The sequence below is a fragment of the Pseudomonas sp. CFSAN084952 genome, assembly GCF_009648855.1.
Taxonomy (GTDB): domain Bacteria; phylum Pseudomonadota; class Gammaproteobacteria; order Pseudomonadales; family Pseudomonadaceae; genus Aquipseudomonas; species Aquipseudomonas paracarnis.
This window is the reverse complement of sequence record NZ_CP045767.1, coordinates 802,808-815,109: the sequence shown is the minus strand read 5'-3', so window position 1 is coordinate 815,109 and position 12,302 is coordinate 802,808. Positions and strand designations below refer to the sequence as shown.

Sequence of the window (12,302 nt, the reverse complement as noted above, 5' to 3'; positions counted from 1 at the left end):
CGCTAGAGAAATGGAAAACTCATCGCACACACACAAATTCTCAAATTACAAAAAACTCATAGCATTGGCCGAAACGGACTGGCACTCGGCAAAGAGCGGGCGAATATGCGAGCTCAATGTCACCGTCAAAAGCAATAATTACCTGACAGATCAATATGGGCGCGACTTCCATCACTTCTGCACAACCTCATATCTTGGGCTCGATCACCACCCGGCCATAATAGAAGGTGCGATGCAGGGAATAAGGGAGGCCAAAACCCTGCGGCGTTGCGGACGTTGACGGTTTACTTTACTTAAAAGCTCGTTATGGGCTATTTCTCTATATGGACGACTCGCATGCGCTGTCGGTATTCGGAGAGGGAGGACGTGGTTACATCCGGCCATTTATGCATGCGCAAGACGATCAGACATTAATAGTCGCGTCCTTAGGAAAGTCTTTCGGTGCTAGCGGCGGGTTGATCATGTTTGGCAGCGAACGACAAAAAAGTCTGATGTACCGTTATGGTGGCCCGAGCAACTGGTCGCAAAGTCTGAACTCAGCGGCTATTGGCGCTGGGCTGGCGTCGCTAAAAATACACCAGACTGAAGAGCTATACGAGCTTCAAGAAAAACTTCAATTTAACATTCAACTATTTGACAAATTAATATATACAGAGCAGCACGGCACCCAGACTGCCATACGCTTAATTAACTGTGGAGAAGCTGAAAAAGCGAATGAGCTCGCCACCCGACTTTCGGACATTGGCTTTTTTACATCTGCTGTATTTTTTCCGGTAGTTCCAAAAGGAAAATCAGCCGTACGCATAACGCTCCGAGCAGATATGTCCCCTACAACGATAGAGTCGTTTTGCGCACAGCTAACCCAACTAACCACGGCCTCAAAAACCAGCACCAGCTTGCACTCCCAGTCAGAAGCTACCTAATGGGGACGTTCATTAATGGCCACGATTACTGAAACGGATTAAAAACTGTGTAAACGATGCCGAACTAGCAGTTTCTTCCTTACTTAGGATATAGGACGATTTTTATTGAAAAGCAATATCGCTCTCCTCCTCGCCTGTAGTGCTGCCTTCCTCGCTCAAGCTGGTATCAGCAGCTATCTGCCCGCAGTCCCAGCAATCGCGCAAGCTTTAGCCGTCGAAAAGCATGTTGCTCTGGCTCTAGCGGTGTATCTGGTGGGCATGGCCTTGCCAATGCTGCTGTGGGGTAGTCTGGCTGAGCGACTTGGCAGAAAACCGGTGTTACTTGCAGCCTTGGCGGTGTATGCCCTGGCGAGTGCGACGATCCCATCAGCGTTCAATGTTGAGTCATTTCTAGCCTTACGCCTGCTTCAAGGCTTGGGGGCTGGTGGGATGTCCGTCATGGCACGGGTATTAGTGCGCGACAACTTCAGCAGTGCACAGTTGGCCAAAGGACTATCGTGGCTGGGGATGACCTTCGTGGTCGCCTTGGGTATTGGCCAATTCGTGGGTTCGTTATTGCAAATGGCGTTTGGCTGGAAGGCAATTTTCTATACGTTGGCAATCGGGGCTGTCGCTTTGATAGGGGTGTTGCAGCGGGTGGTATTTGCGACGCAAGCAAAAGCTGGCTCCCCGGTCCGCGCTTGGCGTGTTTACAACGCGATTGCGCGACATCCTCCCTTTCTGCACGCCGCACTGGCCGGCGGTTTGGGCTATGGGGTGATCATTGCATTCAATACCTGCGCACCGTTGATTTTTCAGGGAGGTTTTCAGTGGAGCGCAATGGAATACGGCTGGCTGGGTTGGCCGATCAGTGGGGCTTACCTGGCAGGTGCGTTAATGGTCAATCGCTTCGTTGCACGCACAGGTCGCTTGAGAATGATGCGTGCAGGCGTTGCATTGGTACTGCTCGGTACGGCGACCATGTTGCTAGGCAGCGTGCTTGCCAGTGGGCTCGCGGTGCTGCTGTGGTTGCCCTATTGCGTGGCGGTGCTGGGGCAGTCGATCAGTTACCCTATCAGTTTATCTCTCGCCAATGATGAGGCCCCCATCAGCGGCCCCTACGCCATGGCCCTCGGCGGTTTTGTGCATCAGTTGATGGCAGCCATGATCGGCGGTGCGGCAAGCCTACTGGTGAGCCAGCAGGCGTGGCCGCTGGCGGTGTTGTGTGTGGCGTTGGCGGGCGGCACATGCGTATGCCTTGCCCGCTGCAGCTCGGATCAAAACGCGCTACGAAAGATCTCCTCAATCTGACGCTGGTCCGCCCGCCGTGGGTTGGTCAGCCCGCAGGCATCTTTCAACGCATTGCTGGCCAGCAATGGAATGTCCTGCAACTTAGCGCCAAGCTCACGCAAGCCCGCAGGGATTTCCACGTCCTGGGACAACCGACGAATCGCCGCGATGGCAGCCTGGGCGCCCTCCTCGGCGGTGATGCCCTTGATATCCGCACCAAGGGCGCGGCCCACGTCTCTCAGGCGTTTGGCGCAGACGCTGGCGTTGAAGCTTTGTACATGGGGCAATAGCACGGCGTTGCACACGCCGTGGGGCAGGTCGTACAAGCCGCCCAATTGGTGAGCCATGGCATGCACGAAACCCAAGGACGCATTGTTGAAGGCCATGCCGGCGAGGAATTGCGCGTAGGCCATGTTTTCCCGTGCGGCCTTGTCAGTGCCGTCGCGGACCGCCAGGCGCAGGTTGGCGCTGATCAACTCGATGGCCTTGATCGCGCAGGCGTCGGTGATCGGTGTCGCGGCGGTGGACACGTAGGCTTCGATGGCGTGGGTCAGCGCATCCATGCCCGTGGCGGCGGTGAGGCCCTTGGGCATGCCGACCATCAGCGCCGGGTCGTTGACCGACAGCAACGGCGTGACATTGCGATCAACGATGGCCATTTTTACGTGGCGGCTTTCGTCGGTGATGATGCAAAAACGCGTCATCTCGCTGGCCGTGCCAGCGGTGGTATTGATGGCCACCAGCGGCAGTTGCGGCTTGCTCGATCGGTCGACGCCTTCATAGTCGCCGATGCGCCCGCCGTTGGTGGCGCACAGGGCAATGCCCTTGGCGCAGTCATGGGGCGAACCGCCACCCAGGGACACGACGAAATCGCAGGCGCTCTGTTGCAGCAACGCCAGGCCTTTTTCGACGTTTTCCACGCTGGGGTTGGGCTTGGCGCCGTCGTAGATCACCGAGTCGATATCCTGCATCGCCAGCTTCTCGGCGATCATGCCGGCCACACCGGCTTTGGCCAGGCCCACGTCGGTCACAATCAACGCCTTGTCAAAGCCGTAGTTGCGGATGGCGGTCATCGCTTCGTCGAGGCAATCGATACCCATGATGTTGACGGCGGGGATGAAGAACGTGCTGCTCATGATCAATCCTCAAAGGCTTTATGCCGACAGAATCAACCTGTACCGCGTGGCGCATCTTGATCAGGATCAATGCCGGCTCGTGATAAAGTCACCCCCCAGCCGATTTCGAGTAGACCCGCCGCAATGAAGGATTTCCAGGATATTGACGCCCACCTTGAAGACTGGAGTGCCCTGCGCGCTGCCGTCGACTTCAGCGGGATACTGATCGGTAACGGCGCCAGCCGTACGATTTGGGAAGACTTTGCCTACGACTCGCTGTTCGAAAACGCCCGTACCGTCGAAGAAAAACCCCTGAGCGCCTCCGAACTCAGCGTGTTCGACGCCTTGCAGACCCGCAGTTTCGAGCAAGCGCTGGGCGCCTTGAAAACCACCAGCCGGGTCAACAAGGCCCTGGCGGTCAGCTCGGCGGCGCCGCGTAACCGTTACTACGCGATCAAGGAAGCGCTGATCAACACCATTCATACCGTGCACATTCCCTGGCGCCTGGTGCAGCCGTCGACGCTGACGACGATCAACGCGGAGCTGACCACCTACGCCACCGTCTTCACCAGTAACTACGACTTGCTCAACTATTGGGCGACCCTGCACGCACCGGGCATTGACGACCTGTTTCGCAGCGCCGACTCAAGCTTCGACCTGCGCAATACGCACACCGACGCCACCCGCATCCTGTACCTGCACGGCGGCCTGCACCTGGTGCGCAACCTCGACGGCACGGCGCGCAAATTGCCGTCCACCGACAGCACCCTGCTCAGCAGTTTTGCCATCAACAACACGATCAAGACCCTCGACGATGTGCCGCTGTTTGTCAGTGAAGGCAAGGTGGAGGAGAAACTCAAAAGTATCCGCAGTTCGGATTATCTGTCGTTCTGTTATGAACAGCTGTTGAGCCATGAAGGCGCGCTGTGCATCTTCGGCCATGACTTGGGGCCGCAGGATAAACACCTGGTGGATGCTATCGGCCAGGCCAGCATCAACACCCTGGCGATCTCGGTGTCGGGGCGCAGCGATGGGTTTATTCGCCAGCAGAAGCGGCGGTATCTGGAGTTGTTCGAGGGCTCTGCTGTGGAACTGAGGTTCTTTACAGCGCGTACGCACCCACTGGGTAATCCGGCATTGTCCGTCCCTGTGGAACGCTGAGCAAAATGTGGGAGCTGGCTTGCCTGCGATGGCGGTGGGTCAGCGACAGATCGGGCACCGATAAACCGCTATCGCAGGCAAGCCAGCTCCCACATTGACTGCATTTCAAGTCGGGATCAGCCTCATTCCTCAGCGCTGTGCACCACCACTAGCAACTGCGCCTGCACCTCTCCCACCGAGCGAATCCGGTGGGGTTTCTGCGCGTTGAAATGCAGCGCATCGCCGCGCGCCAACAGCACGCGCTCACTCATGAAATCCACCTCAACCTGGCCTTCATGCACGAATAAAAACTCCTCTCCCAAGTGCTCCTTGAAGGTCTTGTCGGTGAACTCCGCCGGCGGATAAATGATGAACGGCAGCAGGCTGCGCTCGCTGACTTGGTGGGCAAGCACCGCATAACCCGGCGAGGTGTCGGGCCGCTCATGGCTGCGCACCAGGCTGTAGCTGTCGAGGCTGACGTTGTCTTCGCTGAACAGCTCTTCGACCTTCACGTTCAGAGCCTTGGCCAGTTTCAATGCCGCGGCGATGGAGGGCGTATTGAGCCCGCGCTCGACTTTCGACAGGTAACTCTTGGTCATCCCGGATTTTTCGGCCAGGGCCTCCAGGGTTACGCCAAGTTTTTTTCTTAATATTTTCAAGCGGATAGACATTTGCTGCGGTTAATCCATGCAGAAAGCGATGAGACAGGCTTGCCAATGACACAAAGTGTCATATAGCATCTTTAGTGTCATTTGCACTCACCCAACGACCTTGCGAGCAGCGGGCGACCAGCAAATCCGACGTCCATTGAACCATCCAAAGGACACCGATATGGCCAAGACATTAGCACTCCCAAAAGACCAACTGGTCAAGCAAGCACTGAGCCAGATGCAAAACAGCCTGGCAGATAATACGTGGACCGACCGGCAAAAGCTGGCGCTGACCTGCCGAATCCTGTTCGAGTACGGCCACGACTCCGGCCTGGCCGGGCAGATCACCGCACGTGGGCCGACGCCCGGCACCTACTACACCCAGCAACTGGGCCTGGGTTTTGATGAAATTACCGCCAGCAACCTGCTGCTGGTCAACGAAGACCTCGAAGTACTGGAAGGCCATGGCATTCCCAACCCCGCCAACCGTTTTCACACCTGGGTGTACCGCGGCCGCCCGGATGTAAACTGCATCATCCACACGCACCCTACGCACATTGCCGCGCTGTCGATGCTGGAAGTGCCGTTGCAGGTGTCGCACATGGACCTTTGCCCGCTGTACGAAGATTGCGCGTTCCTGGAGGCCTGGCCCGGCGTGCCGGTGGGCAACGAAGAAGGGGAAATCATCACCACGGCCCTGGGCGACAAGCGCGCCATCCTGCTCTCGCACCACGGGCAGTTGTCCACCGGGGCCAACATCGAAGAAGCCTGCGTGATTGCGCAACTGATCGAACGGGCTGCCAAGTTGCAGTTGCTGGCGATGTCTGCGGGCAGCGTCAAACCGATCCTGCCGGAGCTGGGGCGCGAGGCCCATGACTGGATCTCCAAGCCCAAACGCCACGGCGCCGCGTTCAACTACTGCCCCCGGCAAAACCTGCGCAAGCACGCCGACTGCCTGAACTGATTGTCCCCCTTTTCGACCGGAGTTTTTCCCATGTCCAACCCAACCATTCACGGCATCATCGGCTACACCATCACCCCCTTCAGTGCCGACGGCCAACGCGTTGACCTCGACGCCCTCGGGCACTCCATCGACCGCTTGATCAACAGCGGCGTCCACGCCATTGCGCCCTTGGGCAGCACGGGCGAAGGCGCTTACCTGAGCGATGCCGAGTGGGATGAAGTCAGCGCCTACAGCATCAAGAAAGTCGCCAAGCGCGTGCCGACCATTGTCAGCGTGTCCGACCTGACCACCGCCAAGGCCGTACGCCGCGCCCGCTACGCCGAAGAGCACGGCGCCGATGTGGTCATGGTGCTGCCGGCCTCGTACTGGAAACTCAGTGACGCGGAAATCCTCGCTCACTACGCCGCCATCGGCGACAGCATCGGCGTGCCGATCATGCTCTACAACAACCCGGCCACCAGCGGCACCGACATGTCGGTGGAGCTGATCCTGCGCATCCTCAAGCAGGTCGAGAACGTGACGATGGTCAAGGAGAGCACTGGCGACATCCAGCGCATGCACCAGTTGCAACTGCAAAGTGACGTGCCGTTCTACAACGGCTGCAACCCGCTGGCGCTGGAAGCCTTCGCGGCTGGCGCCAAAGGCTGGTGCACCGCGGCGCCGAACCTGATCCCGCAACTGAACCTGAGCTTGTATCAGGCCGTACTGGCCGATGATTTGAACAAGGCGCGGGAGCTGTTCTACCGACAGTTGCCCTTGCTGCAATTCATCCTCAAAGGCGGGCTGCCGGCGACGATCAAGGCCGGGTTGCGCTTGACCGGGTTGGAGGTGGGTCATCCGCGCTTGCCGGTGTTCCCGTTGGGTGAGGCAGGGATCGGACAGCTCAAAGCGTTGCTGTCATCGGTATAAAAAACGCCCGGCTCTCGCGAGCCGGGCGTAGGCCTTCTTGCACAACCGTCAGGTCTTGTCCTTGATAGTGACACTGGAACCATTGGTCTTGACGCTGGCAATGCCATTGTCTCGTGCGGCTGTAGAGGTGTACTGCTCACTGCTGCCGATCACTTGATGATTGGCAGCCTTGAGGTTGAAGAACGGCTGGCCGTTGCTGGCCACTTTTTTCTCATAACGTTCATCATGTGGGCTGTTTGCCTGCACTGAAGCAATGCCGGCTTCAGTAGCACCGCGGGTGGTGTAAAGCTCGCTGGTCAATATGGTTTCTGCGTTCGCCGCCTTAAGCACGAAACGAAACTGCCCGTTACTGCTTTTACTCAACTCATACCATCCAGCCATGACTTTCTCCTTTGAGTGGGATATCGCTCCCAAACTTGTAGGATTAAAGGCCATGCCCCAATTTTTTCCAGCCAAACACGGGAGATCTATTTAGCTGGAGACAAATGACAATAATTCTCGATATCATTCGCGACTTTTCCACATCGTGCTTCGTCAAGAAGGGTATCCATGTCTCGTCCCCAGCCCGACCCGTCGTCGGCCGATGCCTGTCGCGGGTTTTATGCAGACATTCTGTATTTCCTGCGCAAACGCACGGACAACGCCAGCGATGCGGCAGACATGGCCCAGGATGTGTTTACCCAATGGCTGGGCTACCGCGACCGGGCCAAGGTCGAGCAGCCACGGGCGTTTCTGTTCCAGATGGCACGCAACCTGCTGCGCGACCACTGGCGTAAACAGAAAGTACGGCAAATCGTCCACCCTGATCACGCCGAAATGGATGCCGAGCCGGTCACCGACGAGCACAACGACCCTATGGCCGCCGCCCTTCGCCTGCAACGCCTGGAACAGTTGAAAGAAGTCCTCGCCGAACTCTCGCCCCGCCGGCGAGAAGCCCTTATGCTGCACCGCTTCGAAGGCTTGAGCCAGGCGCAGATCGCAACGCGCATGGGCATCTCCACCAGCATGGTGGAAAAGCACATCGCCTTTGCCCTGCTGCACTGCAAGCGACGCCTTCAACCCGACACCGGCACGGAGCAGCCAGAATGAACCGCCCGAGCGACACAAACGCGCTGGACAGCCAAGCGAGCGATTCCATCGATGCCCAGGCCGCCAGTTGGTTTGCACGCAACCGCAACGAAGTAAGCCGCGCCGACCGTAAAGCCTTTGCTGCCTGGCAGGCGGTGCCCGACCATGCGCGCGCCTATGCCGAATTCGAACAGTTATGGGCCGACCTCGCCCAGTTGCAACAACTGAACAAACCGCTGGCACTGCCCAAGCGCAAGCCCGCCTTGTGGCGCCCTGCCCTGGCGGTGGCCGCTGCCTTGGTGTGCGCCGTGTTGGCGACCTCTATCGGCGCACCGCGCGAGCTGTATCACAGCCAGGTTGCCACCCAGGCCAAGGGCATGCGCACGTTGAATCTGCCGGATGGCAGTACCTTGTATGTGAATGCCAACACCCATATCCGCGTGGACTTCAGCGCCCATCTACGGGTGCTGCACCTGGACAAAGGTCAGCTGTACCTTGAAGTGGCCGCCGACAAGGAACGCCCCCTCTACGTGCAAGCCGGCGAGTCGAGCGTACGGGTGGTGGGCACTGCTTTCGATGTGCGCCGAGGGCAGCAGCAATTGGTGGTCAGCGTTGCCCATGGCCAGGTCGCTTTCGCGCCCAATGGCAAAAGCCCCGTCACCCTGCTCGGCGCCCAGCAACGGGCCTCATACAACTACGCCAAAGGCACCGTGCAACCGCAAAGCCTCAGCGCCGAAGAGGTCGCCGATTGGCGCAGCGGGCACTTGTCGTTTCGCAATCGCGAGCTGGCCAGCCTGATCGACGAACTGAGCCTGTACCGTCCACAGGCGTCGTTGCAGGTGAGCAAGGCCGTGGCGCAACTCAAGGTTTCGGGCAACCTGGATGTGAATGACCCGGACGCCCTGCTCAATGCCTTGCCCGCGCTGTTGCCGGTGAAAACCGTACTCTCGGCGGACGGCATCATGAGAATCGAGCCAAGCAAATAGGCGGCAACACCACACATGAGAATATTTTGCATTCGCATGTGTGGTTTTTTTTGCCTGCCCCGTCTTCCTCCTGTCCGTGTTTGATACGCACACCTTTTTGGCTATTTAGCCGCTCCGGGGGATTTCATGTTTCGCGCGCCTTGTCACGCTTCGCACCTGTTTCTTCGACCGACACTCCTGGCTACGTGCCTGGCCTTGAGCCTCAGCGCCGAAGCCGAGTCGTTCAAGCTGCACCTGCCTGCCCAGTCGCTGGCCACGTCCCTGAGCCAGGTGGCCCAGCAGGCGAAAATCCAGCTGCTGTTCGATGAAACCCTGCTCAAGAATGTGCAGGCCCCGGCGCTTAACGGTGACTACACCCCGGAAGTGGCCATCCGCTCCCTGCTCAAAAACGGTGAACTCATCCTGCTCAAGGTCGGCAGTACCTACGTGGTGCGCCCCGATGAGGGTAAAACCACCACCACCGGTGGGGCAATCCAGTTGGACACCTTGAGCGTGATCGGCACCGGCAACGAGGTGAACGCCAGCACCGTCAACCGCTCCACCCTGACCCAGGCCGACATCGACCGTTACCAGTCCAATAACATTCCCAGCCTGTTGCAGACCTTGCCCGGTGTCAGCCAGGGCGGCTCGCTGAAACCCGGCGGCCAGACCATCAACATCCGCGGTTTCGGCGATGCCGAAGACGTGCCGCTGACCGTTGACGGTGCCACCAAGACGGGCTTTGAGCGTTACCAGCAAGGTACAGTGTTTATCGAGCCCGAGCTGATCAAGCGCATCGAAGTGGAAAAAGGTCCCAACTCGCCGTTCACCGGTAATGGCGGCTTCGGCGGCACGGTCAACATGGTCACCAAGGACGCCCCGGACCTGCTCAAGGACGGCCGCAACAGCGGTGCGATGCTCAAATATGGCTACTCCAGCAACGACCATGAGCAGGTCTACAGCAGTGCCGTGTATGGCCGTACCGACGACGGCCGTTTCGATGCGCTGGCCTACCTGACCCAACGCGACGGCGGCGATATGAAAGTGGCCGCCAAGTTGCCCAACGACAACAATGAGTACCCGATCAACCCTCAGCGCCTGCCCAACAGCGCCCAGGATGTGGACGGCAAGCTGTTCAAGGTCAACGCGCATTTTACCGATGAGCACAGTGTCGGGCTGTCATACTCGCGCTCCCACAGCAACCGCTGGACCCCGTTTTCCGCCGCCAGTTACCCCACGCCGCCAACCCAGTTCAACATCGACCGCTACGGCTACGAAGGCGCGTTGAAGCGTTTCCTCGCCCACCGTGACACGGTCGACACCACCTGGTCGGGCAAGTATGAATACCAGCCGCTGGACAACCCGCTGGTGGACTTGACCGTCAAGTACTCACAGTCCAACACCGAGCAGACCGATGAGCGTGACGCCACGGCGTTTTTCCAGTTGGCCACCGGCGGGCGCAAGATGGACACCGCCTACACCGACAAGCTCCTGGACATCCGCAACGTCAGCCTGTTTGACACCGGCCCCTTGCAGCATGCCGTGACGGTTGGCGGGCAAATCCGCAAGCACACCCGCGAAACCGAAATGTGGATGCCCGGCGCCACCTACAACACGCCGCGCTACAACTACGGGCACTTCCAGCCAGGCTTCATGCCCCACGGCAAAGTTGATACCAACAGCTTCTTTATCCAGGACGCGGTGACGTTGGGCGACGTGACGATCACGCCGTCGCTGCGCTATGACCATGTGCGCAACCGCGGCGAAGGCAACGATGCGCCCTACTACAACAACCCCAGCCCGGCAGTGGGTCACGACTACAGCGACCGCACCTACACAGGTTGGTCGCCACGCCTGGCGCTGTTCTGGACCGTGACGCCGAACGTGGGGCTGTTCGCCAACTGGAGCCAGACCTGGCGCGCCCCGGTGATCGACGAACAATACGAAGTGCAGGGCGTGGGCAGTCGCACCGCCACCAGCGTCGACCTGGACCCGGAGCGCATCACCTCGATCACCCTGGGCAACATCACCAGCTTCGACAACCTGATCGCCCAGGACGATAACCTGCAACTGCGCACCACCCTGTTTCACAACAAGGTCGAAGACGAGATCTTCAAGGCCACCGGCGTGGGCTGCCAGAACCAGGCAGTCAATGGCGGCAGCATCGCTTCAGCTTGCCCGCCTGGGCCGATGTCCAACTACCGCAATATCGGCAGCCTGACCATCAAGGGCGTTGAGCTCGAATCGATTTACAACTCCACCTACCTGTTTGGCTCGGTGTCGTTCGCCTATGCCAAGGGCCAGCACCAAGGCGCCTACACCAACCCTTGGGGCCCGGACGTGGCAGCGCGGGACATCCCGCCGACCAAATGGGTGCTGGTACTGGGTACCCACATCCCGGCCTGGGATGCCCAGGTGGGCTGGATGGGCCAGTTCATCGGCGCCACCGACCGCCTGCCCAGCGACAAATACTCGGGCGGCCCGGGCTCCAGCGTCGGCGATCTGTTCTACGACCAGTACGGCAACAAGCGCTACAACACCCAGGGCCTGTTCGCCAAATGGACACCGCAGCAGGCGTACCTCAAAGGCACCGAGGTGAACTTCACGGTAGACAACCTGTTCAACAAAAACTTCCGCCCGGCCTTGAGCGGCGACCGGGCGTACACGAAAGGGCGTGATGCGAAGATCAGCGTGACGCGTTTCTTCTAAGCACGCACGTATTCCAACTGTGGGAGCTGGCTTGCCTGCGATAGCCAAAAGTATCTACACAACGCTGTAACGGTCGACGATAACCACGATGCGAAGCGAGCCGCTCTTGATCTTGATCTGCTTTTGATCTCAAGCGCCCCGTCAAACCACGCTGGCCGGAATTCGACAGGGATTTGGGGGGTAAACCGGCAGGGATGCCGGTTTAGCCGCCCCGCGCCATGGATGGCGCGTGGCGGCGGCCCCCCAAATCACTGGCGGATTACGGGCACACCGAGCCTAAGCGAGGTGCCGAGTGGTGGGGCAAGAGCGTTTTGCTTACTTTTGTCTGGGCCGGCATTCCGCCTTTTCAAAAGTGAGCCGCTGTCAGAGCGGAACCCTAGGTGGCCGTTACCGCAGGAATGGATATACACACAATCCAACGGTGTTGACTGCCAGGCCGCCTTCGCGAGCAAGCCCGCTCCCACAGTTGGATTGTGGGGTGTCAGGCAGATAGGCGTCGGCTGTCAGGCCGCTATCGCAGGCAAGCCAGCTCCCACATTTGGATCGTGGGGCGTCAGGTAGATATGCGCTGGTCGCCGGGGCCGTCACGG

10 protein-coding genes and 1 pseudogene are annotated in these 12,302 nt (G+C 59.1%); 8 read left to right on the top strand and 3 right to left on the bottom strand.

All coding sequences use genetic code 11. The features are described 5' to 3' along the window. Positions 1-10 precede the first annotated feature (10 nt). Together GH769_RS03725 and GH769_RS03720 are read left to right on the top strand one after the other, a co-directional pair. Positions 11-923 (top strand): annotated as a pseudogene (locus GH769_RS03725) (aminotransferase class I/II-fold pyridoxal phosphate-dependent enzyme). Between the two features lie 105 nt (positions 924-1,028). Then, positions 1,029-2,213, top strand: a complete 1,185-nt coding sequence (locus GH769_RS03720; protein ID WP_153649482.1) for an MFS transporter — start codon at positions 1,029-1,031, stop codon at positions 2,211-2,213. Here GH769_RS03720 and yiaY read toward each other — a convergent pair. Further along, positions 2,180-3,328, bottom strand: a complete 1,149-nt coding sequence (gene yiaY / locus GH769_RS03715) for an L-threonine dehydrogenase (protein WP_032903202.1) — start codon at positions 3,326-3,328, stop codon at positions 2,180-2,182. The two genes, GH769_RS03720 and yiaY, sit on opposite strands and share 34 nt — an antisense overlap. 123 nt (positions 3,329-3,451) lie before the next feature. On the opposite strand from yiaY, the gene GH769_RS03710 reads away from it, so the two are divergent. Next, on the top strand, positions 3,452-4,468 hold the full coding sequence (locus GH769_RS03710; protein ID WP_014717337.1) for a DUF4917 family protein: 1,017 nt from the start codon (positions 3,452-3,454) through the stop codon (positions 4,466-4,468). Between the two features lie 122 nt (positions 4,469-4,590). On the opposite strand, the gene GH769_RS03705 is transcribed toward GH769_RS03710, so the two are convergent. Then, positions 4,591-5,118, bottom strand: a complete 528-nt coding sequence (locus GH769_RS03705) for a helix-turn-helix domain-containing protein (protein WP_014717336.1) — start codon at positions 5,116-5,118, stop codon at positions 4,591-4,593. Between the two features lie 160 nt (positions 5,119-5,278). Between GH769_RS03705 and GH769_RS03700 the strand changes: the two genes are divergently transcribed. After that, entirely contained in the window at positions 5,279-6,061 is a 783-nt protein-coding gene (locus tag GH769_RS03700; protein ID WP_153649481.1) for an aldolase, read from the top strand. Positions 6,062-6,091: 30 nt separating this feature from the next. Next, positions 6,092-6,970, top strand: a complete 879-nt coding sequence (locus tag GH769_RS03695) for a dihydrodipicolinate synthase family protein (protein ID WP_032903203.1) — start codon at positions 6,092-6,094, stop codon at positions 6,968-6,970. Between the two features lie 48 nt (positions 6,971-7,018). Here the strand turns inward: GH769_RS03695 and GH769_RS03690 are convergent, their stop codons facing one another. Then, positions 7,019-7,351 carry a YegP family protein gene (locus GH769_RS03690; RefSeq protein WP_014717333.1) on the bottom strand — a complete coding sequence of 111 codons (333 nt, stop codon included), beginning with the start codon at positions 7,349-7,351 and terminating at the stop codon, positions 7,019-7,021. 168 nt (positions 7,352-7,519) lie between these two features. Here GH769_RS03690 and GH769_RS03685 point away from each other — a divergent pair, with 168 nt between their 5' ends. From GH769_RS03685 to GH769_RS03675, 3 genes are all read left to right on the top strand, one after another. Next, entirely contained in the window at positions 7,520-8,059 is a 540-nt protein-coding gene (locus tag GH769_RS03685) for an RNA polymerase sigma factor (RefSeq protein WP_019817813.1), read from the top strand. After that, positions 8,056-9,024, top strand: coding sequence for a FecR domain-containing protein (locus GH769_RS03680; protein ID WP_032903204.1), 969 nt, complete (start codon positions 8,056-8,058; stop codon positions 9,022-9,024). Before GH769_RS03685 ends, GH769_RS03680 begins: the two co-directional genes overlap by 4 nt. Positions 9,025-9,150: 126 nt before the next feature. Continuing rightward, positions 9,151-11,712, top strand: coding sequence for a TonB-dependent receptor (locus GH769_RS03675; protein ID WP_032903205.1), 2,562 nt, complete (start codon positions 9,151-9,153; stop codon positions 11,710-11,712). Positions 11,713-12,302 lie beyond the last annotated feature (590 nt).